Origin of the sequence: Streptococcus sp. 9.1(2021) (assembly GCF_030466425.1) — a bacterium.
GTDB classification, from domain to species: domain Bacteria; phylum Bacillota; class Bacilli; order Lactobacillales; family Streptococcaceae; genus Streptococcus; species Streptococcus wuxiensis.
This window is the reverse complement of record NZ_JAGQFU010000002.1, coordinates 244,149-265,717: the sequence shown is the minus strand read 5'-3', so window position 1 is coordinate 265,717 and position 21,569 is coordinate 244,149. Positions and strand designations below refer to the sequence as shown.

The 21,569-nt window shown below is 40.8% G+C and carries 20 protein-coding genes; 16 read left to right on the top strand and 4 right to left on the bottom strand.

The window, feature by feature from the left end:
* The first annotated feature begins 10 nt into the window (after positions 1–10).
* From KBU52_RS07030 to pepC, 8 genes are all read left to right on the top strand, one after another.
* Positions 11–433: a GNAT family N-acetyltransferase gene (locus KBU52_RS07030; RefSeq protein ID WP_254724725.1), complete on the top strand. Its 423-nt coding sequence runs from the start codon at positions 11–13 to the stop codon at positions 431–433.
* A gap of 276 nt (positions 434–709) precedes the next feature.
* A complete protein-coding gene (locus KBU52_RS07025; RefSeq protein ID WP_254724726.1) occupies positions 710–1,573 on the top strand; it encodes an ABC transporter ATP-binding protein in 864 nt (287 codons plus the stop codon).
* Positions 1,573–2,427 (top strand): ABC transporter permease, encoded by an 855-nt coding sequence (locus KBU52_RS07020; RefSeq protein WP_036758070.1) that lies wholly within the window; start codon positions 1,573–1,575, stop codon positions 2,425–2,427. The genes KBU52_RS07025 and KBU52_RS07020 overlap by 1 nt, the downstream gene beginning before the upstream one ends.
* Positions 2,428–2,593: 166 nt before the next feature.
* Entirely contained in the window at positions 2,594–3,592 is a 999-nt protein-coding gene (ruvB, locus tag KBU52_RS07015; protein WP_016466300.1) for a Holliday junction branch migration DNA helicase RuvB, read from the top strand.
* Positions 3,573–4,145, top strand: a complete 573-nt coding sequence (locus tag KBU52_RS07010; protein ID WP_016466299.1) for a nucleotidyltransferase family protein — start codon at positions 3,573–3,575, stop codon at positions 4,143–4,145. Before ruvB ends, KBU52_RS07010 begins: the two co-directional genes overlap by 20 nt.
* A gap of 954 nt (positions 4,146–5,099) precedes the next feature.
* Positions 5,100–5,300, top strand: coding sequence for a hypothetical protein (locus tag KBU52_RS07005; RefSeq protein ID WP_254724727.1), 201 nt, complete (start codon positions 5,100–5,102; stop codon positions 5,298–5,300).
* Between the two features lie 66 nt (positions 5,301–5,366).
* Positions 5,367–6,077, top strand: a complete 711-nt coding sequence (locus KBU52_RS07000; RefSeq protein ID WP_254724728.1) for a pseudouridine synthase — start codon at positions 5,367–5,369, stop codon at positions 6,075–6,077.
* Positions 6,078–6,196: 119 nt separating this feature from the next.
* Entirely contained in the window at positions 6,197–7,531 is a 1,335-nt protein-coding gene (pepC, locus tag KBU52_RS06995) for an aminopeptidase C (RefSeq protein WP_036758066.1), read from the top strand.
* 65 nt (positions 7,532–7,596) lie between these two features.
* Here the strand turns inward: pepC and KBU52_RS06990 are convergent, their stop codons facing one another.
* The 3 genes from KBU52_RS06990 to KBU52_RS06980 are packed head-to-tail and all read right to left on the bottom strand — an operon-like array spanning position 7,597 to position 10,354.
* Entirely contained in the window at positions 7,597–8,508 is a 912-nt protein-coding gene (locus KBU52_RS06990) for a PTS system mannose/fructose/sorbose family transporter subunit IID (RefSeq protein WP_004250646.1), read from the bottom strand.
* A gap of 14 nt (positions 8,509–8,522) precedes the next feature.
* Positions 8,523–9,335 carry a PTS mannose/fructose/sorbose transporter subunit IIC gene (locus KBU52_RS06985; protein WP_016466294.1) on the bottom strand — a complete coding sequence of 271 codons (813 nt, stop codon included), beginning with the start codon at positions 9,333–9,335 and terminating at the stop codon, positions 8,523–8,525.
* Positions 9,336–9,364: 29 nt separating this feature from the next.
* Positions 9,365–10,354 (bottom strand): PTS sugar transporter subunit IIB, encoded by a 990-nt coding sequence (locus tag KBU52_RS06980; protein WP_254724729.1) that lies wholly within the window; start codon positions 10,352–10,354, stop codon positions 9,365–9,367.
* 318 nt (positions 10,355–10,672) lie between these two features.
* Between KBU52_RS06980 and KBU52_RS06975 the strand changes: the two genes are divergently transcribed.
* The 5 genes from KBU52_RS06975 (at position 10,673) to KBU52_RS06955 (ending at position 16,828) form a co-directional block, all read left to right on the top strand.
* Entirely contained in the window at positions 10,673–11,950 is a 1,278-nt protein-coding gene (locus KBU52_RS06975) for a gamma-glutamylcysteine synthetase (RefSeq protein WP_254724730.1), read from the top strand.
* Between the two features lie 74 nt (positions 11,951–12,024).
* Positions 12,025–13,509, top strand: coding sequence for a threonine synthase (gene thrC, locus KBU52_RS06970; RefSeq protein ID WP_006152891.1), 1,485 nt, complete (start codon positions 12,025–12,027; stop codon positions 13,507–13,509).
* Positions 13,510–13,569: 60 nt separating this feature from the next.
* Positions 13,570–14,850, top strand: coding sequence for an MATE family efflux transporter (locus tag KBU52_RS06965; protein WP_254724731.1), 1,281 nt, complete (start codon positions 13,570–13,572; stop codon positions 14,848–14,850).
* A gap of 3 nt (positions 14,851–14,853) precedes the next feature.
* Positions 14,854–15,468, top strand: coding sequence for an HAD family hydrolase (locus tag KBU52_RS06960; RefSeq protein ID WP_254724732.1), 615 nt, complete (start codon positions 14,854–14,856; stop codon positions 15,466–15,468).
* Between the two features lie 166 nt (positions 15,469–15,634).
* Positions 15,635–16,828 (top strand): LysM domain-containing protein, encoded by a 1,194-nt coding sequence (locus tag KBU52_RS06955; RefSeq protein WP_006152904.1) that lies wholly within the window; start codon positions 15,635–15,637, stop codon positions 16,826–16,828.
* A 209-nt stretch (positions 16,829–17,037) separates the two neighbouring features.
* On the opposite strand, the gene KBU52_RS06950 is transcribed toward KBU52_RS06955, so the two are convergent.
* Positions 17,038–17,895, bottom strand: coding sequence for a DUF975 family protein (locus tag KBU52_RS06950; RefSeq protein WP_074324505.1), 858 nt, complete (start codon positions 17,893–17,895; stop codon positions 17,038–17,040).
* A 116-nt stretch (positions 17,896–18,011) separates the two neighbouring features.
* On the opposite strand from KBU52_RS06950, the gene tgt reads away from it, so the two are divergent.
* From tgt to KBU52_RS06935, 3 genes are all read left to right on the top strand, one after another.
* Positions 18,012–19,154, top strand: a complete 1,143-nt coding sequence (gene tgt / locus KBU52_RS06945) for a tRNA guanosine(34) transglycosylase Tgt (RefSeq protein ID WP_254724733.1) — start codon at positions 18,012–18,014, stop codon at positions 19,152–19,154.
* 133 nt (positions 19,155–19,287) lie between these two features.
* Positions 19,288–21,105 (top strand): acyltransferase family protein, encoded by a 1,818-nt coding sequence (locus KBU52_RS06940; RefSeq protein WP_254724734.1) that lies wholly within the window; start codon positions 19,288–19,290, stop codon positions 21,103–21,105.
* A 117-nt stretch (positions 21,106–21,222) separates the two neighbouring features.
* On the top strand, positions 21,223–21,564 hold the full coding sequence (locus KBU52_RS06935) for a metal-sulfur cluster assembly factor (protein ID WP_254724735.1): 342 nt from the start codon (positions 21,223–21,225) through the stop codon (positions 21,562–21,564).
* The last annotated feature ends 5 nt before the right edge of the window (positions 21,565–21,569 follow it).

Sequence of the window (21,569 nt, the reverse complement as noted above, 5' to 3'; positions counted from 1 at the left end):
AAGGTTTGTTATGATTAAGATTACAAATGAAAGATCTGTTTCAATTAATGACGTTTTGCATCTCTATCAGGCAGTTGGTTGGACAAACTATACCAATCAGCCACAGATGTTGGAGAAGGCCTTGTCTCATTCACTAGCGACTTATCTTGCCCGTGATGATGAGGAAATCGTTGGTTTAGTGCGTCTGGTTGGAGACGGTTTTTCATCCGTTTTTGTCCAGGATTTGATTGTTTTGCCTAGCTATCAGCGCCAAGGAATTGGTAGTAACTTGATGAAAGAAGCCTTGGCTGACTATAAGGATGCCTATCAAATACAACTAGCGACTGAACAGACAGAAAAAACCTTGGGTTTTTACCGTTCTCTGGGGTTTGAATCCTTATCTACTTATGATTGTACAGGAATGATTTGGGTGGATCGAAAAAACTTACAATAATTCTTTTATCTTAAGTTAACTTTAAGTTTACTCATGTATCATGTAATCATTAAGTAAAGACCTCCTAACTTTATTTAATAGAAATCCTAAACTTTTCTTTTTCATAATAATCTCCCTAAAGAAGCCACCAAATCAGGTGGCTTTTTTTATGTTCAAATGCAGAAGTTTTAAGGTAGAATTGACCACATAATCATCCATTTTGACCACATAGTACCAAACTATATTTTTTCTTTTTCCTTTTTGTTAAACTGAAGGTGTAAAAAGGAGGAAGGAAATATGATTTTACAAGCAAAAGGCCTCACTAAGAACTATGGAGACCATACAGCAGTAAAAGATATAAATTTAGAGTTTAAAAAAGGAAGTTTTAACGCAATCTTAGGACCTAATGGGGCTGGTAAATCGACCACGATTTCAATGTTAATCGGACTTAAACGAGCAACTAATGGTCAAATCATCTATGCGCCCAATACTAGGATTGGAGTTGTTTTTCAAGCAAGTGTATTGGATGAAAAGTTGACGGTCAAAGAAAACCTAGCCATTCGCGCTCAGCAGTATAAGGGGATTAAAGGTGGTCGTGTGGAAGATTTAATCAATCAACTAGGGTTGACTGCTTTTCAGAAACAACTTTATGGAGCTTTATCAGGAGGACAGAAACGTCGAGTTGACATTGCTCGGGCTCTCCTATCCAATCCCGATATTTTATTTCTAGATGAGCCTACGACTGGACTAGATATTCAGACTCGCAAATCCATTTGGGATTTATTGTATCGTCTACAAAGAGATGAAGGGATGACTATTATTTTAACGACTCATTATCTGGATGAAGCAGATGAGGCAAATCAACTTTATATTATAGATCATGGAAAGGTTATTGCCCAAGGTTCTGCTGCTGAAATTAAAAGTGAGTACGCTTCCAATCTTTTAAAAATTTGTTTTAAAGACAAGCAGGTGGAGAAATTCTTACCTAAAAATATGCCTGTGGAAAAGGAAAATGAGTTTGAGTATAGTCTTTATCCTAAGAGCCAATTGGAAGCTATTGATTATTTGACCCAAGTTCGTGAGAAGATTGCTAGCTTTGAATTTCGTCCAGGAACTATGGATGATGCCTTCATAGCCCTTACAGGAAGAGAGGTGCGCTAATGTTGGCCTTATTAAAACGTGATTTTTTGTTGTATTTTCGTAATCGTTCAGGAGTCTTTTTCTCATTACTGGGAGCTTTGATTTCCTTTCTACTCTATATCATTTTTTTGCAGAAAAATTTGATGGATGCCTGGTCCCAACTTCCTGATAATAAGAGCCTTTTAAATAACTGGCTGATGGGTGGAACCTTGGCTGTGACTGGGATTACAACCAGTTTTACAGCTTTGACCCAGATGGTACAAGACCGTGAAAATCAAGTGGATCAGGATCTCTTTTTGACAGATTTAGGGAGCTGGGGCTTGCAACTGTCTTATCTTATTAGTAGCCTTATCATTTCCTTTGTTATGCAAGCCTTTATGCTTATTGTTATGAGCCTTTATTTTCAAGAAATTCCAGCTATGAGTAAGCTATTTGAAATAAGTTTAATCATGCTACTAAGTAGTCTCCTTTCAACATTGGTAAATGTACTCTTGATTTATCATTTCCAGTCAGTAGATAGTCTGGGTAAATTGGCTACAATTGTAGGTACAGTTTCAGGATTTTTAGTAGGAACTTATGTACCAATGGGAATTCTTCCTAACTTCGCTCAAGTTCTCATGAAGTGCACACCGGCTACCTATCTTGCTTCTCTCTATAGACAGGTCTTAATGAAGGAGCAATTAGAAACTACATTTATGGGGAATAGTAGCTTATTAGAAGAGTTTCAAGAAAAATTAGGAATCCGGCTTAATTGGCAGAACCTTTTAACAAAGGAAGAAACATACTTAATAGTGGTGAGTATCTGCCTCCTAACTTTTCTGCTTTGGCTGCTAGTAGTTAAAATCTCTAGCAAAAAAATAAAATTTATAGGTTAAGCTAACTTTAAGTCTTCTCTTGTATCATATAGTTATTAAGTAAAGGCCTCCTAACTTTATTTAATAGAAATCCTAAACTTTTCTTTTTCATAATAATCTCCCTAAAGAAGCCACCAAATCAGGTGGCTTTTTTGTTTGTAGGCTGGATTTTTGCTATAATAGGAACATGAGTAGAATTTTAGATAATGAAATCATGGGTGATGAGGAGTTGGTAGAACGTACCCTCCGTCCCCAATATTTACGTGAATATATCGGACAAGACAAGGTCAAGGATCAGCTTCAAATCTTTATCGAGGCAGCAAAAATGCGTGATGAGGCGCTGGATCATGTTCTTTTATTTGGCCCTCCAGGTCTCGGGAAAACAACCATGGCTTTTGTCATTGCCAATGAATTGGGAGTTAATCTCAAGCAGACATCTGGTCCCGTTATCGAAAAAGCCGGTGATTTGGTAGCGATTTTGAATGACTTGGAGCCAGGAGATGTTCTTTTTATTGATGAGATTCATCGCTTGCCCATGTCGGTAGAAGAGGTACTTTACAGTGCCATGGAAGACTTCTACATTGACATCATGATTGGTGCTGGAGAAGCTAGTCGTAGTGTCCATCTAGATTTGCCACCATTTACCTTGATTGGGGCAACGACACGAGCTGGGATGCTTTCAAATCCTCTTCGTGCCCGTTTTGGGATTACAGGTCACATGGAATATTATACCCATTCTGACTTGACAGAGATTGTCGAGCGGACGGCAGATATCTTTGAGATGGAAATCACCCATGAAGCTGCTTCCGAGTTAGCTTTACGCAGTCGTGGAACTCCTCGTATTGCTAATCGTCTTCTCAAGCGCGTGCGTGACTTTGCCCAGATTATGGGCGATGGCTTGATTGATGATGTCATTACGGATAAGGCCTTGACTATGCTGGATGTAGACCATGAAGGTTTGGACTATGTAGACCAAAAAATCCTTCGCACCATGATTGAGATGTATGGCGGCGGACCTGTCGGTCTAGGAACTCTTTCGGTTAATATCGCCGAAGAGCGTGAGACAGTAGAGGATATGTATGAACCTTACCTGATCCAGAAAGGATTTATCATGCGAACTCGTTCAGGACGGGTCGCGACAGCTAAGGCTTATGAACATTTAGGGTATGAATATATTGAAAAATAAGACTGAAATCTTAGACTCTTTCAGAGAAAATCCTGACATGATGGCTATTCTGACTATCATCTGTGACTTGGAGTTGAAAGATTCTTGGTTGGCGGCTGGTTCAGTTCGAAATTTTATTTGGAATCTCTTGTCAGATAAACCAGCCTTTGACCGTGAAACGGATGTGGATGTCATTTTCTTTGACCCAGAGGTGAGTTATGAAGAAACGCTGGCAATAGAAAACAAGTTGAGAGAGGATTTTCCCGAGTATCAATGGGAGCTGAAGAATCAAGCCTATATGCATCAGCATAGTCCCCATACGGAACCGTATGTGAATTCCTGTGACGCTATGAGTAAATATCCCGAACGTTGTACAGCGATAGGACTTCGCTTGCATGCTGATGCAACTTTAGAGCTCTTTGCTCCTTATGGTTTAGAGGATATTTTGAACTTTCAGGTTTCTCCAACTCCCCATTTTTTAGAAAATGACGACCGGATGAAGCTTTATCAACAGCGTTTATCTAAGAAAAACTGGCAAGTAAAATGGAAAAATCTCACATTTAAAAATACTTAAGGAAACTTTAAGATAGGAGCTGTATACTTATCTCATAAGTTAAGAAGACCTTAACTTATACTCCTAAAACTTTTTCATAATAATCTCCCTATAAAAAAATTAAGTCGCCCAATCAGGCGGCTTTTTTTTGTTGCGAACTCGAAGTGAGAATGGTTTCTAATAAAGGGCAAACACCGGCGAAATGTTGACAAAGGGGAAAGATTTCTCTAGTATAAGAAGTGAGCTAGAGATTTTCTGAGATTAGAGTAAATGGAAGTCCAGTGGTTTGAGAAAGAGATGTTGAACAATGACTAAAAGAATGAAAAACAATAGGAAACTAGTTAATCTAGGATTGTATCAAAACAAAATAGTCTATTATGACTTAAAAGAAAAGAGACTTTACTTTTCCATTCTCGAAAGAACCTCTAAGAATCAACACTATTACACTCTTGGACTCACTTTGCTATCTCTCCCCATTATTAGATTGCTGAATGGTTTAACCATTTTTGATATACCTACTATCAAATATTCTAGTTTCATTCTATGTTCCTGTCTTTCCTTGCTCATAGGGAAATTTGTAGTTGACTATTATGACAAAGACTTGGACTTATATCCTGCATTGTTTACGGACATTGAGTACTCAGAGTTTTTAGAAATAGCAAAGAAAAATGGAACTCTTGCTTTCGTATTTATTTGTATTAGTAGTATCAGTTTGATAGGTTGCTTGATAGTTTACCTAGTCTATGCAAAGTTTTTAGGATTGCTGATTTATTCTGTTCTCTTGTTCATTCTCTACATCTGTGTAGTCAATAATGTACATAGAAGGAATAAAGTGATTAAAAAACTAATTTGGTTAACGATTAACGAATAAAGACCTTCCGTATTTTCCATATGATTTGGTTGCGGAAGGTGAGAAGGAATAATAAGTCTCGTGGAGTACTATGAATAAAATTTTTAAAAAAGATTGGAGTAAATATGAGTAACAAAGTATCAATTATGCAAGAAATGTTTAAAAAAGAAGGTTCAGATGAACTCGTTCCTGCAGTAACCATTATCTTGGATGGGCAAATTAGAAATATCATTGATGCCCTAACAGAACAGAATGGCTATGAAGGCTATCCAGAGGCTATTTCAGATATTCTTTTCAAAGGGATAGAAGGTATGATTAAAAAATAAATTGGAGAAAGATAATCCGAGAAAAAGAGAGCGAAAACCGCTCTCTTTTTATGATATAATAGCCCTATGAGATTAGATAAATTTTTAGTAGCCTGCGCTGTCGGGAGTCGGACTGAGGTCAAAAACCTTCTCAAGGCTGGACGCGTGACGGTCAATGGCAAGAAAGAAAAATCTGCAAAGCTACAAATTGATGAAGAGACAGACGAAATTTGTTTTGACGGACAAAAGCTAGACTACGAGGAGTTTGTCTACTACATGATGAACAAGCCCCAGGGCGTTATCTCAGCGACTGAAGATCCTAAACATAAGACTGTTTTGGACTTGTTGGATGACTATGCACGTGCCAAGGAAGTTTTCCCAGTAGGGCGCTTAGATATCGATACGCATGGATTTTTGCTCTTGACCAATGATGGCAAGCTGGCTCATGCCCTTCTTTCACCTAAACGCCATGTGGATAAAACCTATCTTGCGCAGGTCAAGGGAATCATGACGGATGAAGACATTGAGACATTTGACAAGGGCATTCCGCTCAAGGACTTTACCTGTCAGCCTGCCAAGCTGGAGCTTGTGTCGATTGATACGGAAAAGGATCAAAGCCTGGTCCGAGTGACCATTGCAGAAGGGAAGTTCCACCAAGTCAAACGGATGGTAGCCTACTGTGGCAAGGAAGTGGTGGACTTGCAACGTTTAACCATGGGAACTTTGACCTTGGATGAGGATTTGAAACGTGGAGAATGGCGTCGATTAACCAAGGAAGAGTTAGAAGCTTTGCTTTAGAGTGTTCAATAAACTGGATAATCGGAAAAGGAAGGGAGAATATCCCTGCCTTTTTCAGTTTTTGGTTGCTTCCTTTGTGAAAAGCGTTATAATAGACAGTAAGAAAAAAGGAGGATTTTATGAACGCGATTCAAGAATCATTTACAGATAAATTATTTGCCAACTATGAAGCAAATGTAAAGTACCAAGCTATCGAAAATGCTGCTAGCCATAACGGTATTTTTGCAGCCTTAGAGCGTCGCCAAAGCCATGTCGACAATACACCTGTTTTCTCGCTTGATTTGACAAAGGACAAGGTCACTAACCAGAAGGCTTCTGGTCGTTGCTGGATGTTTGCCGCACTTAATACTTTCCGCCACAAACTCATCTCTCAATACAAACTTGAAAACTTTGAATTGTCACAAGCCCACACCTTCTTCTGGGACAAATATGAAAAATCTAACTGGTTCTTGGAGCAAGTCATTGCGACTGCTGACCAAGAATTGACAAGCCGCAAGGTTAGCTTCCTACTCCAAACTCCACAACAAGATGGTGGTCAGTGGGATATGGTAGTTTCTCTCTTTGAGAAATATGGTGTCGTTCCTAAGTCTGTTTATCCAGAGTCTGTTTCATCTAGCAGTAGCCGTGAGCTCAATGCAATCCTTAACAAATTGCTTCGTCAAGATGCTCAAATCTTGCGTGACCTCTTGGCTTCTGGTGCAGACCAAGCGACTGTTCAAGCTAAGAAAGAAGACCTCTTGCAAGAAATCTTTAATTTCCTTGCCATGTCACTAGGACTTCCACCACGTCAGTTTGACTTTGCTTATCGCGATAAGGATAACAACTACCAAAGCGAAAAGGGCATCACCCCACAAGAATTTTACAAGAAATACGTTGACCTTCCACTAGAAGACTACGTTTCTGTGATCAATGCTCCAACTGCTGATAAACCATACGGTAAATCATATACAGTTGAGATGTTGGGAAATGTCGTTGGAAGCCGTGCAGTTCGCTACATCAACGTACCGATGGAACGCTTGAAAGAATTGGCCATTGCCCAAATGCAAACAGGAGAAACTGTTTGGTTTGGTTCTGATGTCGGCCAGCTCAGCAACCGTAAAGCAGGAATCCTTGCGACAGATGTTTATGACTTTGAATCAAGTATGGACATTCAACTCACTCAAGACAAGGCAGGACGTTTGGACTACAGCGAAAGCTTGATGACCCACGCTATGGTCTTGACAGGTGTTGATTTGGATGAAAATGGTAAATCAACTAAGTGGAAAGTTGAAAACTCATGGGGAGACAAGGTCGGTACAGATGGTTACTTTGTTGCCTCAGATGCTTGGATGGACGAATACACTTACCAAATCGTTGTACGTAAAGAATTGCTGACAGCAGAAGAACAAGCTGCCTATGAAGCAGAACCAATCGTGCTTGCACCATGGGATCCAATGGGTGCCTTGGCAGAATAATTGAAAATAAAAAAGAATCAGGTGATAAACCTGATTCTTTTTTTGTTTGTACATTCTCGCCGAGATTACATGATACCGAAGAAACGAGCTGCGATACCAACTGCAAAGAGGGCAAGGATGATTGTGATTGGAGATACTTTTTTCTTAAGCAACCACATGCAAAGGAAAGTAAGGAGAAGTCCCATCAATCCTGGAATCAATGAGTCCAACTGACCTTGAAGTGTTTGTGGTTGAACGCTATCCAAGCTCATACCACTAAGTGCTTGGCCGAGGATTCCCTTCAATTCTCCACCTGTAACAGCACCTTCTGGGAAGTTGATGTAGGCACCTTCTGACAGTTGTTTACCTGGAAGGTTGATAGTGAAGTTGATGGATACCCAACGTTGTACAAGAACGGCAAGGATGAACATACCAAGGATTGAAGCTCCTTTAGTGATGTCTTTCAAGATACCACCTGACATGTCTTTAGTGATTTCAGATCCAGCCTTGTAACCAAACTCTTGTGTGTACCAAAGGAAAGACATACGGATTGCATTCCATCCAAAGAAGAAGAGAAGTGGTCCAACGATATTACCAGTTGCAGCAAGTGAAGCACCAAGAGCACCAAGGATAGGACGAACTGTAAACCAGAAGACTGGGTCACCGATACCAGCAAGAGGTCCCATCATACCAATCTTAACACCTTGGATAGCAGCGTCATCGATTTCAGTACCGTTAGCGCGTTCTTCTTCAAGTGCAAGAGTAACCCCCATGATTGGAGCAGCTACGTATGGGTGAGTGTTGAAGAATTCAAGGTGACGCTCAAGAGCAGCTGCTTGGTCTTCTTTTTTAGTGTAAAGTTTCTTGATAGCTGGGATCAAAGAGTAAGCCCAACCCAAGTTTTGCATACGTTCGTAGTTCCATGAACCTTGAAGGAATTGTGAACGCCACCAAACTTTTTGGCGATCTGATTTTGATAATTGAATTTTTTCAGCCATGATTGTTCCCCTTTCTAGTAGTCTTCTAGGATATCACCGATTGGATCGTTAGAAGTTGCAGCTCCTCCGCCACCGTTTCCACCTTGTTTAGAAAGGTTGAGGTAGATGAAGGCAAGCGCAACACCGATGACACCAAGGGCAATCAAAGTCAATTGAGAAATTGCTGCAAGAGCAAAACCGATAGCGAAGAATGGCCATACTTCACGAGTAGCCATCATGTTGATAACCAAAGCGTAACCAACGGCAACGACCATGGCACCACCGACAGCCATACCACCGTTCAACCAGTCTGGCATTAAACCAAGAGCGTCTTGAACAGCAGAAGCTGGGATAGCAATAAGGAAGGCTGCAGGAACAGCGATACGAAGACCTTGAAGAATAAGGGCAAAGTAGTGAGCACGTTCAACAGCTGCAATGTTTCCTTCTTTAGCAGCAGCATCTGCAGTGTGAACCAAACCAACTGAGATTGTACGAACGATCATAGTCAAGAAAAGTCCAGCTACAGCAAGAGGGATTGCAGTTGCAGTTGCGACTGCGATACCTTCAGTAGTAAAGTTACCACCTTTAATCATGATAATTGCAGCAGCAACAGAAGCAAGAGCAGCGTCAGGAGCTACGGCTGCTCCGATGTTAGCCCAACCAAGGGCAATCATTTGAAGTGATCCACCAAGCATAACCCCTGCTTCGAGGTTACCAGTTACAAGACCGATGAGGGTACATGCTACGATTGGTTGATGGAATTGGAATTGGTCGAGGATACCTTCAAGACCTGCGAAGAAGGCAACAACTACAACCAAGATAGCAGAAATGATTGAAATATCTGACATGGTTTTATTCCTTTTCTATTTAATGTTAATTATTGAACGTTAGCTTTGCTAATCAAGTCAAACAAATCTTTTTTCGTGTCGTTTGGTACTTTACGTACGTCAAATTCAACACCAAGGTCACGCATTTTTTCAAATGTAGCAACGTCGTCTTTGTCCATTGACAATACGTTGTTGATCATTGTTTTACCAGTTGAGTGAGCCATTGATCCAACGTTAAGAGTCTTGATTGGTACACCGCCTTCGATAGCACGAAGGGCATCTTGAGGTGTTTCAAACAAGATAAGGGCGTGTGTGTTACCAAAACGAGGGTCTTTTGCAACCTCAATCAATTTTTTGATTGGTACAACGTTAGCTTTTACTCCGTTAGGAGCAGCTTGTTTGATCAACTCTTTACGCAATTCGTCGTTAGCAACGTTATCTGAAGCAACGATGATACGGTCTGCTTTTGAATCTGGTGTCCAAGCAGTTGCGACTTGTCCGTGAAGGAGACGTGTGTCAAGACGTGCAAGGTTGATTTTCAATTTACCGTCTCCGATAACAGTTCCTTCTGGAATAGCAGCTTGGGCAACTGGAGCGGCTGCAGCAGTTGCAACTTCCTCAGCTGGGTTTAGCTCGTCTGGAAGAGCCTTGATGCCATCCTTGGATTCTTTAATGATGTTTGCAGCAACTTTAGCCACTCCAGCATTAGCGTCCATCAGGCGTTCGGTGTAGGCTTGGATTAACATCGGCAAGTTAAGTCCTGTGATGATGGCAAATTTACGCTCAGGATTTTCTCCCATTACGCGACTAGCTTGGTTAAATGGAGAACCACTCCAAAGGTCAGCCAAGACTAGAACCTCATCTTCTGCGTCAAATGCAGCCACAGCATTGTTGAATTTTGCGTATAAATCATCTGGACCTTCGTTTGGCATAAAGGTTACAACTTGAACCTTTTCTTGTTCACCAAAGATCATAGATCCTGACTGATGAATACCCGCGGCAAATTCACCGTGACTCGCAATAATGATTCCGATACTCATTATTGTCATTCCTCCTTATAAAATGTTTGGCTTGTAGTTTAAGAAAACTTTAAGACTAACTAAGTATAAACCGTTTTCATAAAAAAATCAACAAATTAAATTAAATTATACAAAAATTATAGGAGTAATGATTTTTAAAGATATTGATATATCAACATTTTTAGAAGAGGTTTTAAAAGCAAACATGTAAAATTTAATATAAATTCCAAATCTGCCCTTATTTTGTAAAAAGTTTGTTTTCGACAAGATTATCTCTGATTTTTGGTATAATAGAGAGTAATTTATTTCTAGTATGAGAAGTTAGAGTGAGAGGTATGTATGTCCCCTTCAATTCAGTTATTAAAAGACCGCTATTTAAAAAATATCAAAGAAAATCCAGATCTCTACATCGGTATTGAGTTGGAGTTTCCTATCGTTCATACGAAAGGCCAACCTACAGATATTGAAGTCAGCAAGGATTTGTTGCGCTTTTTGATGGATGCTCTCAATCTGGAAGTTGAAAAGGTAGACCAGGAGGGCAATCCGATTCAACTTGTAGAACCGATGAGTCAAGATCGGATTCTGTTTGAGGTTTCTTATACAACCTTGGAATTTGCCTTTGGTAGGGCTCAGAATATCCAAGAGGTTGAAGGACGTTTTCAGGCCTATATGAAGGTAATTCAAGAAAAGCTAGGCGAAAAGAATCATGCTATCCAGGGTTGGGGGATTCACCCAAATTGGAATCAAAATGACAATCGACCTGTAGCTTATCCACGCTATCAGATGCTGATGGATTATCTGAGTATTGGGAGTCGCCAAGAAAGTGCGCATTTACATGACTTTCCGCAATACGGAGCCTTCATCTGCGGGAGTCAAGTCCAGTTGGATGTTTCGACCGCTAACTACCTACGTGTCATCAATGCTTTCACACAGATAGAGGCAGCCAAAGCTTACCTGTTTGCCAATTCTGAGTTTTCTGGAGCAGACTGGGACACCCAGATTTCACGAGATATCTTTTGGGAAGATTCCATGCATGGGATTTATCCAGAGAATGTTGGTGTCAATACCAGACTCTTTAAAAATGAGGATGATTTCTTTGATTATTTAGACCATTCTGCGATTTTTACAGCAGAACGAGATGGGGAAACCTACTATTTTTCTCCGATTCAAGCTAGAGATTATCTAGCTACTGATGAGATCCATGCTTATACTCTAAATGGAAAAGAGACTCTGCTTGCCCCTCTAGAAAAGGATTTCCAAACGCACCGTAGCTACCAATTCCAAGATTTAACAACTCGAGGAACGGTCGAATTTCGTAGTGTTTGTACACAGCCGTTAGACCGAACTTTTGCTTCAGCAGCCTTTCATCTAGGTTTGTTGGTGAATCTTGACAAGCTTGAAGCTTACCTAGAAACAGCTCCTTTCTTTGAAAGTTTTGGTCGTGACTACAAGTCTTTGAGAAGACAATTTTCTAAGAAACACCTCACAGATGAAGAAACAGCTGGGATTGTCCAGTTCTCCAAAGACTTGCTAGCGATAGCAGAGCAAGGACTTGAGATGAGAGGTCAGAGTGAAACGACTTATTTAGTGCCTTTGAAAGAAGAAATGGACGTATAATTTTCTTATAACGGAAGAATTTTCTGAAAAATCATGTTATAATGAATGAGACTATAGATAAAGGATAGAGATTTATGACATTAGTTTATCAATCAACGCGTGATGCGAACAATACAGTAACAGCCAGCCAAGCGATTTTGCAAGGCTTGGCAACAGATGGAGGCTTATTTACTCCAGTTAGTTATCCAAAGGTGGACTTGGATTTTGACACATTGAAAGACGCTTCTTACCAAGAAGTAGCTAAGCTTGTCTTGTCAGCCTTTTTGGATGACTTTACAGCAGAAGAGTTGGACTACTGTATCACCAACGCCTATGACAGCAAGTTTGATACACCAGCAATTGCCCCTCTTGTAAAACTTGATGGCCAATACAACTTGGAACTTTTCCACGGTTCAACCATTGCCTTCAAGGATATGGCCTTGTCTATCTTGCCTTACTTTATGACAACGGCAGCTAAGAAACACGGCTTGGAAAACAAGATTGTCATCTTGACAGCAACATCTGGAGATACTGGGAAAGCTGCTATGGCAGGATTCGCGGATGTCCCAGGTACTGAAATTATCGTTTTTTATCCAAAAGACGGTGTCAGCAAGGTACAAGAGTTGCAAATGACCACTCAAACGGGCGAAAATACCCATGTTATCGCTATTGATGGAAACTTTGACGATGCTCAGACTAATGTGAAACATATGTTCAATGATGTGGCTCTTCGTGAAAAATTAGCAGCCAACAAGCTCCAGTTCTCATCAGCTAACTCTATGAATATCGGTCGTTTGGTACCACAGATTGTCTACTATGTGTATGCCTACGCTCAGCTTGTTAAAACTGGTGAGATTAAGGCTGGTGACAAGGTTAACTTCACCGTACCGACAGGAAACTTTGGGAATATCTTGGCTGCCTTTTATGCGAAGCAAATTGGCCTACCAGTCGGCAAGTTAATTTGTGCTTCAAATGACAACAATGTCTTGACAGATTTCTTTAAAACTCGTGTTTATGACAAGAAGCGTGAGTTTAAGGTAACCACTAGCCCATCTATGGATATCTTAGTGTCTTCAAACTTGGAGCGCTTGATTTTCCATCTTTTGGGAAATGATGCGGTTAAGACAGCTGAACTTATGAATGCTTTGAATAACCAAGGTCAGTATGAATTGACAGATTTTGATGCAGAGATTCTTGACCTTTTTGCAGCAGAGTATGCGACTGAAGCAGAAACAGCAGCAGAAATCAAGCGTGTTTATGAGGCAGATGCTTATATTGAGGACCCTCATACAGCAGTTGCTTCGGCCGTATATAAAAAATACCAAGCGGCGACAGATGATGTGACTAAGACCGTGATTGCTTCAACAGCTAGTCCTTATAAATTCCCAGTAGTTGCAGTAGAAGCTGTAACAGGGAAATCAGGTTTGAGCGACTTTGAGGCCTTGGCTCAGTTGCACGAAATTTCAGGAGTGGCAGTGCCACCAGCAGTTGATGGCCTTGAAACAGCTCCAGTTCGTCACAAGACAACTGTTGCAGCGGCAGATATGCAGGTGGCAGTAGAATCTTATCTAGGACTTTAAGACAGAGGAAGTAAACTCGGTTGGGAAACTAACTGAGTTTCTTTTCATCAGGAGGAAGGATTGTTTAAGAAAAATAAGGATATTCTCAACATAGCTTTACCTGCCATGGGTGAAAATTTCTTGCAGATGCTCATGGGGATGGTAGATAGCTACTTGGTAGCTAATCTGGGGTTGATCGCCATTTCGGGTGTGTCTGTAGCTGGAAATATAATCACCATTTATCAGGCTATTTTTATTGCCTTGGGAGCAGCAATTTCTAGTGTCATTTCAAAAAGTGTGGGACAGAAAGATCAGCCTAGACTAGCCTACCATGTGACAGAAGCTCTCAAGATAACCTTGCTATTGAGTTTAATTTTAGGTGGCTTGTCCATCTTTGCAGGTCAAGAGATGATTGGTCTTTTAGGTACTGAACAGGCTGTGGCTGAAAGTGGTGGCTTATACCTATCTTTAGTTGGTGGGACAATCGTTCTCCTGGGCTTAATGACTAGTTTAGGGGCCTTGATTCGCGCCACCCACAATCCTCGACTTCCGCTTTATGTTAGTTTTTTATCCAATGCTTTAAATATTGTTTTTTCAAGTGTCGCCATTTTTATCCTTGATATGGGGATAGCTGGTGTAGCTTGGGGGACTATTTTGTCTCGTTTGATCGGGGTTGTAATTTTGTGGTCACAATTAAAACTTCCATATAGGAGACCAACGTTTGAACTGGATAAAGACCTGCTGACCTTGGCGTTACCTGCAGCGGGAGAACGTCTCATGATGAGGGCTGGTGATGTAGTCATAATTGCCTTGGTTGTTTCCTTTGGGACGGAGGCAGTCGCGGGAAATGCTATCGGTGAAGTTTTGACTCAGTTCAACTATATGCCTGCCTTCGGTGTTGCGACAGCAACAGTCATGCAGGTAGCTCGAGCAGTAGGGGAGAATGATTGGGCAAGGGTGGACAGACTAAGTAAGCAAACTTTTTGCTTGTCTTTCTTTCTCATGTTGCCTTTAACGCTTAGTATCTATGCTCTCGGGACACCACTAAGTTATCTCTACACCAGCGATCCTGTGGCTATCAAAGCCAGTGTTTTAGTGACTCTTTTTTCACTTTTAGGGACTCCTATGACAACGGGGACGGTCATTTATACAGCTGTCTGGCAAGGTTTGGGAAATGCCCGACTTCCCTTTTATGCGACAAGTATTGGAATGTGGTGCATCCGTATTGGGACTGGTTACCTGATGGGAATTGTTCTTGGATGGGGTTTGCCTGGTATTTGGGCTGGAACGCTTTTGGATAATGGTTTCCGTTGGATGTTCCTACGCTTTCGTTATAAATCTTATATGACATTGAAAGGATAAGAAATGCAAGAAACGGCTTTTATTTGGGATTTAGACGGGACCTTATTGGACTCCTATGAAGCTATTTTGTCAGGGATCGAGGAAACCTATGCACAATTTTCCATTCCTTTTGACAAGGAAAAAGTTCGAGCTTTTATCTTGAAATACTCTGTCCAGGATTTACTAGTGCAAGTGGCAGAAGAAAGAGGCTTGGATGTTGATAGGCTCAATCAAGTCCGTGCTCAGAGCTTGGCTGAAAAGAATGCCCAGGTCATCTTGATGCCGGGGGCGCGCGAGGTTTTAGCCTGGGCAAATCAGCAAGGAATTCAGCAATTTGTCTACACCCACAAAGGCGATAATGCCTTGACTATTTTACGAGATTTGGGATTGGATGTTTATTTCACAGAAATTTTGACAAGCCAGAGCGGTTTTGCTCGTAAACCAAGTCCAGAAGCAGCGACCTACCTTATCAGCAAATACCATTTAAAACCAGACCGCACCTTTTATATAGGGGATCGTACTTTGGATATCGAGTTTGCTCAGAGTAGTAGCATTCAGAGTATCAATTTCCTTGGAACTCCGGTGGATTGCAATCATCAGATTTCTTGTTTAGCGGATATTCCTTCTCTCTCTTTATGAAAGAGAATATGTCAGCTTTGTGACAAAAATCATACAAACTATTTCAATTAATGTAGTTTGTTACAGAGCTTAGACAGTTTTATTAAATAGCCCCCAAAGGGCTTTTTTTCTTTTTTCTTTATGTTATGATAGAAAGGTACTACATTTGAAAAGGAGTTTGAATAGTATGAAGAAACGAATTATTTTAGCATCAACAGTAGCTCTATCACTTGCCCCTACCTTGGCGACTCAAGCAGAAGAAATTGTATGGTCACCACGTTCAGTTGAGCAAATTCAAAACGATGTTGCTAAAAGCGAAAATAAAACAAGTTACACAATTAAGTACGGAGATACCCTAAGCACGATTGCAGAGGCTTTGGGAGTAGACTTAAATGTCCTTGCAAACTTGAACAAAATCACAAATATTGACTTGATTTTTCCAGAAACTGTACTGACTACAACTGTGAACGACAATGAGGAAGTAACAGAGGTTGAGATTTATACACCTCAAGAAGTTGGTTCTGATGTAGCAAGTGCAACAGCAGATTTAACAACGAATCAAGTAACAGTAGATGAACAAACTGTTCAAGTCGAAGATTTGACACAACCAGTTGAAGAAACAACGACTACTGTTGAGGAGACAACTACAACAGAAGCAACAACTGGAGTTGTAGCAGAAACTACAGTATCGTCAGAAGCAACAACTGAAGCTGCGGCACCTGTCGTTGAAGAAACAACTACGGTCGCTGAACCAACAACTACAGTTGAGGAAACAACTACGGTCGCTGAACCAACAACTACAGTTGAGGAAACAACTACGGCTGCTGAACCAACTACAACAGTTGAGGAAACAACTACGGCCGCTGAAACAACTACAACAGTTGAAGAAACAACGACTACAGAAGCAACAACTGAGGCTGTAACAGAAGCTCAATCGGCTCCAGCAACTTACCAAGCTGAACCAAGTCAAGGTGCATCAGCAACTTATACAGCACCAGCGGCTCCTGATTATGCAACTATTGCAGCAACAAAATCTGAAAATGCAGGTCTTCAACCACAAACAGCTGCATTTAAAGAAGAAGTAGCTAACTTGTTTGGTATCACATCATTTAGTGGTTACCGTCCAGGAGATCCAGGTGACCACGGAAAAGGTCTAGCGATTGACTTCATGGTCCCAGTTAGCTCAGCTCTCGGTGACCAAATTGCAGATTATGCTATCCAAAATATGGCTAGCCGTGGAATCAACTACATCATCTGGAAACAACGTTTCTACGCACCATACGATAGCAAATACGGACCAGCCTACACTTGGAATCCAATGCCAGATCGTGGTAGCGTAACAGAAAACCACTATGACCACGTTCACGTATCAATGAACTAATAATGAATGAGAAGTTGGGAACTGATTCAGTTTCCACTTCTTTTTTCTATTTCGATTGCTTAGGTAGTGAAAAAATCCAGGCATAAATATAGATGAAAAGCCTTATAGAAACATGACGAGGAGACTGTTTTATATTTTTGGAGAGTAGTTCTGGTTAAAATAAAACAACCAGCACTTTCTATGAAGGTGCTGGTTTTTAATAACTGCTGTTAAACTTTTCTCCGCTTGATTTCAAGTAGTCTTTGATAGAAGAAGATTTGGCTACTATAGATATAAGGGAAGATAGAGATACTTGCGATTCCAAAGCTAATCCAGATAAGGATGTACCAAGGAAGTAGCTGTAAATCAAGGACAAAGCGTTGGAACTTATAGCCTTTCATGAGAAAGCGGCTGGTATGTAGCACGCGGCTCGGTTTGGCAATTCCGATTGCAAGGGTGTCACATAAAAGTAGTTCAACTTGGGAATAGGCATAATATTGTGGCAGATAGATAATGGTTCCCAAAATCATTACTAGGACGCTACCAAAGAAATAGAGAGCGAAAGTAAGTAGGAAGTGTTCGATATCTGGATTGGTGACGTCGACAGATGGAAATTCGGGATGAAGTTCCACAAATTTACGAGCCATGGCACTGCTATAAAAGAGCAAGTAGACTCCAAAAAGATTAGGAATGCTCCATAAAAAGAGATAGAAACGCTTGAGTAAGAGCGTTAGAAAAGTTTGGGTAAAGAAGCGGTTGTCAAGCAAGGACAGACTATCTTTAAAGGAAAGCTCTATCTCAGAAATTCTGTAAAGATTAATCGTGGTAAAGAGAGCACCAGCTAGGATGATAGAACTTGTAAATCCAACGGCTATCGGAAAGAGAGCAGACTGGATTGTGATCCCTAGAAAACTCAAGAAGGACTGTTCAAGAATGCCTTCATCAAGTAGGGATAAAGGTCTGATAAAGCTCGATAGAATAAAGAGAATACTTGGTAATAAAAAGACAAGCAGCAAGCGAGGGTGCTCAGCTTGAAATTGTCTAGCCTGCTCGCGAACTTCTTTTAAATTAATTTTTGGGTACTTCATTCTTTCATTATACCATAGTTCGTGACAGTTCCTGTTTTTTTTGATAGAATCATACAGTATGCCCCTGGGCACAAAGTAAGAACTGGGACTGTCTTTCCCAGCTTCGGAGGTAAAAAATGTCAGATTCGCCAATCAAATATCGATTGATTAAAAAAGAAAAACACACAGGAGCTCGTTTGGGTGAGATTATCACACCCCATGGAACCTTCCCGACGCCTATGTTTATGCCAGTAGGGACTCAGGCAACGGTCAAGACTCAGTCGCCAGAAGAATTGAAAGAGATGGGGTCAGGGATTATCCTATCCAACACCTATCACTTGTGGCTTCGCCCTGGGGACGAACTCATTGCCCGTGCTGGAGGTCTTCACAAGTTTATGAACTGGGACCAACCAATCTTAACGGATAGCGGTGGATTCCAAGTGTATTCTCTAGCAGACAGCCGTAATATTACAGAAGAAGGGGTAACCTTCAAGAATCACCTCAACGGTTCTAAGATGTTCCTTTCGCCTGAAAAAGCTATTTCTATCCAGAACAATCTAGGCTCAGACATCATGATGTCCTTTGACGAATGTCCCCAATTTTATCAACCTTATGATTATGTGAAAAAATCGATTGAACGTACTAGCCGTTGGGCTGAGCGTGGGTTAAAGGCTCACCGTCGCCCACATGACCAAGGTTTGTTTGGGATTGTACAGGGGGCAGGATTTGAAGATCTTCGTCGTCAGTCGGCGCATGATCTTGTAAGCATGGACTTCCCAGGCTACTCTATCGGAGGACTAGCGGTTGGAGAAACCCACGAAGAGATGAACGCAGTTTTGGACTTCACCACTCAACTCCTTCCTGAGAACAAACCTCGTTACTTGATGGGAGTGGGAGCGCCAGATAGCTTGATTGATGGTGTTATCCGTGGTGTCGATATGTTTGACTGTGTCTTGCCGACTCGTATCGCTCGTAACGGGACTTGTATGACCAGTCAAGGTCGCTTGGTAGTCAAGAATGCTCAGTTTGCGGAGGACTTTACACCACTTGATCCAGAGTGTGATTGCTACACATGTAAGAATTATACCCGTGCTTATCTACGCCATTTGCTTAAGGCAGATGAAACCTTTGGTATCCGCTTGACAAGTTACCATAATCTGTATTTCTTGATCAATCTGATGAAGCAGGTTCGCCAGGCTATCATGGATGATAATCTCCTGGAATTTCGTGAACATTTTGTTGAAAAATATGGTTATAACAAGTCAGGGCGAAATTTTTAAATTTAGCTTGAGATCCACCAAAAATCCTAAGTTTTCTCTTAGGATTTTTCTGTTTTTTTTGATAAAATAAAGGTACTATGAATGAAAGTTAGATGGCTTTTTTGCCAATCTAATGAATGGAGAATAAACTCGTATGCGTATTAAATGGTTTTCCTTGATTAGGATTACAGGTTTGCTTTTGGTACTCTTGTATCATTTCTTTCAGACGGCTTTCCCAGGAGGTTTCTTCGGGGTTGACGTCTTCTTTACCTTCTCAGGTTTTCTGATCACATCACTTTTATTAGAAGAATTTGGACAAAAAGGGAAGATTGATATCTTAGGATTTTTTAGAAGACGTTTCTATCGAATTTTTCCACCGGTCGTTTTAATGATTCTTGTCATCATGCCATTCACCTTCTTGGTTCGCCAAGATTATGTGGCAGGAATTGGTGGGCAGATTGCCGGTGTTCTAGGATTTATGACGAACTTCTATGAAATGCTGACAGGAGGAAGTTATGAATCTCAGTTTATCCCTCACCTCTTTGTTCACAACTGGAGCTTAGCTGTTGAAGTTCATTATTATATCTTGTGGGGCTTGGCAGTCTGGTTCCTATCTAAGCGAGCAAAATCAAGCGGACAACTACGAGGAACAATCTTTCTACTTTCATCAGCTGCCTTTATCGTCAGTTTCCTTTCGATGTTTATCGGTAGTTTTATTGTAAGTTCTTATTCAACAGTATACTTTTCAAGCTTAACTCATGTGTATCCATTCTTTTTAGGTAGTGTGCTTGCTACCGTAATAGGGGTTCGTCATGCAACGCCACTTCTTAAACGTTTGAATAGAAGCTTGGATTTGAAGCAGACTTTGCTAGTTTTTGGAGCTGGGCTTGGAGTCTTGCTCTTACTGACCTTCTTTGTGAAATTTACATATCTCTTTGCTTATTTACTCGGCTTCTTATTAGCAAGTTTAGCTGCACTTCTGATGATTGTTGCAGCACGCGTCTTGCATGAGAAAACACCGACGATCAAAGAGCCAAAGATTATCAGCTTTTTAGCGGATACAAGCTATGCTGTCTATCTTTTCCACTGGCCGTTCTATATTATTTTCTCACAGTTAATGGGAAATATTCCGGCAGTGATTTTAACCACCATCTTCTCTTATACCTTCGCAACCCTTTCTTTCTATGTTATCGAACCTTTAGTAGCAGGAAAATCTACTGATCTCTTGCAAAAGGCAAAAGAAATTCCGCATATTAAACCGGTCTTTGCTGGTAGTGCTGGAGTACTTGGTCTGATTACCGTTTCCGTGATATTGATAGCTCCTCAAGTAGGCGCATTTGAAACGGATTTGATGGTTAATGGTCTCAATCAGGCGCAAACCAATATGAACCGAACAAAAACCATGGCAGATCAAGCAGAAGCTAGTCGCTATAATATAGCTGAGGGTGTATCCATCATTGGAGATTCGGTAACCTTGCGTGCTTCTGAGGGACTAAAAGAAGTCTTGCCAGATGCGCAGATTGATGGTCAGGTCAGTCGAACTACCAAACAGGCAAATGAATTGATGCTGAATTACAGTCAGAATAAAGCCTTGCCTAAAATTGTAGTCATTGCGACTGGCGTTAATAATCCTGAAAATTATAAAGCCGATTTGGATTTGCTGATAACAAATCTTCCAAAAGGACATCAACTTGTTTTAGTTACTCCATACGAGGGGGACACAACGCAGGAAACACAACCTTATGTTGAGCAGTATGCAAGCTATGCGCGTGAACTGGCACAAAAATATCCATATATAGCACTAGCAGATTGGAACCAAGTCGCCAAAGATCATCCAGATATTTGGAAGGGAACAGACCAGGTTCACTTCGGTAGTGATACGACTAAGCAGGATGAAGGAGCAAAACTTTACGCAGAAACCATTAATGCTGCCGTTAAAGCTCTCGCAGACAAACCTGTCAAATCAAAATAATCACTAAAAAGTAGAGATTGTATCTCTACTTTTTTGCTTTAACGAGAATTGGGAAAAACTTGCCAAATTGTCAGAATTATGAGAAAATAGGAACAATCAAAAAATGGAGGGAATGCAATGAGAGAAGACATCAAGATTAATGACCGTGCTCTAGCATTGGAAGATCAAATCATTGAAGTACTCGAAAAAGTTTATGATACAGATGTAGAGTTAGATGTATACAATCTCGGATTGATTTATGAGATTCATTTAGATGAGGCTGGCCTTTGTACAGTTGTTATGACCTTCACTGATACTGCCTGTGACTGTGCAGAAAGTCTGCCAATCGAGATTGTGGCAGGTTTAAAACAAATTGATGGGATTGAGGATGTCAAGGTTAAGGTTACCTGGTCTCCAGCATGGAAGATTACACGCATTAGTCGTTATGGGCGTATAGCTCTAGGGCTACCTCCTCGATAATGATT

Bases quoted from the DNA above. Each gene is read 5' to 3' on its own strand.
- KBU52_RS07030 (WP_254724725.1), top strand. From the start codon at position 11: ATGATTAAGATTACAAATGAAAGATCTGTTTCAATTAATGACGTTTTG.
- KBU52_RS07025 (WP_254724726.1), top strand. From the start codon at position 710: ATGATTTTACAAGCAAAAGGCCTCACTAAGAACTATGGAGACCATACA.
- KBU52_RS07020 (WP_036758070.1), top strand. From the start codon at position 1,573: ATGTTGGCCTTATTAAAACGTGATTTTTTGTTGTATTTTCGTAATCGT.
- ruvB (WP_016466300.1), top strand. From the start codon at position 2,594: ATGAGTAGAATTTTAGATAATGAAATCATGGGTGATGAGGAGTTGGTA.
- KBU52_RS07010 (WP_016466299.1), top strand. From the start codon at position 3,573: ATGAATATATTGAAAAATAAGACTGAAATCTTAGACTCTTTCAGAGAA.
- KBU52_RS07005 (WP_254724727.1), top strand. From the start codon at position 5,100: ATGAGTAACAAAGTATCAATTATGCAAGAAATGTTTAAAAAAGAAGGT.
- KBU52_RS07000 (WP_254724728.1), top strand. From the start codon at position 5,367: ATGAGATTAGATAAATTTTTAGTAGCCTGCGCTGTCGGGAGTCGGACT.
- pepC (WP_036758066.1), top strand. From the start codon at position 6,197: ATGAACGCGATTCAAGAATCATTTACAGATAAATTATTTGCCAACTAT.
- KBU52_RS06990 (WP_004250646.1), bottom strand. From the start codon at position 8,508: ATGGCTGAAAAAATTCAATTATCAAAATCAGATCGCCAAAAAGTTTGG.
- KBU52_RS06985 (WP_016466294.1), bottom strand. From the start codon at position 9,335: ATGTCAGATATTTCAATCATTTCTGCTATCTTGGTTGTAGTTGTTGCC.
- KBU52_RS06980 (WP_254724729.1), bottom strand. From the start codon at position 10,354: ATGAGTATCGGAATCATTATTGCGAGTCACGGTGAATTTGCCGCGGGT.
- KBU52_RS06975 (WP_254724730.1), top strand. From the start codon at position 10,673: ATGTCCCCTTCAATTCAGTTATTAAAAGACCGCTATTTAAAAAATATC.
- thrC (WP_006152891.1), top strand. From the start codon at position 12,025: ATGACATTAGTTTATCAATCAACGCGTGATGCGAACAATACAGTAACA.
- KBU52_RS06960 (WP_254724732.1), top strand. From the start codon at position 14,854: ATGCAAGAAACGGCTTTTATTTGGGATTTAGACGGGACCTTATTGGAC.
- KBU52_RS06955 (WP_006152904.1), top strand. From the start codon at position 15,635: ATGAAGAAACGAATTATTTTAGCATCAACAGTAGCTCTATCACTTGCC.
- KBU52_RS06950 (WP_074324505.1), bottom strand. From the start codon at position 17,895: ATGAAGTACCCAAAAATTAATTTAAAAGAAGTTCGCGAGCAGGCTAGA.
- tgt (WP_254724733.1), top strand. From the start codon at position 18,012: ATGTCAGATTCGCCAATCAAATATCGATTGATTAAAAAAGAAAAACAC.
- KBU52_RS06940 (WP_254724734.1), top strand. From the start codon at position 19,288: ATGCGTATTAAATGGTTTTCCTTGATTAGGATTACAGGTTTGCTTTTG.
- KBU52_RS06935 (WP_254724735.1), top strand. From the start codon at position 21,223: ATGAGAGAAGACATCAAGATTAATGACCGTGCTCTAGCATTGGAAGAT.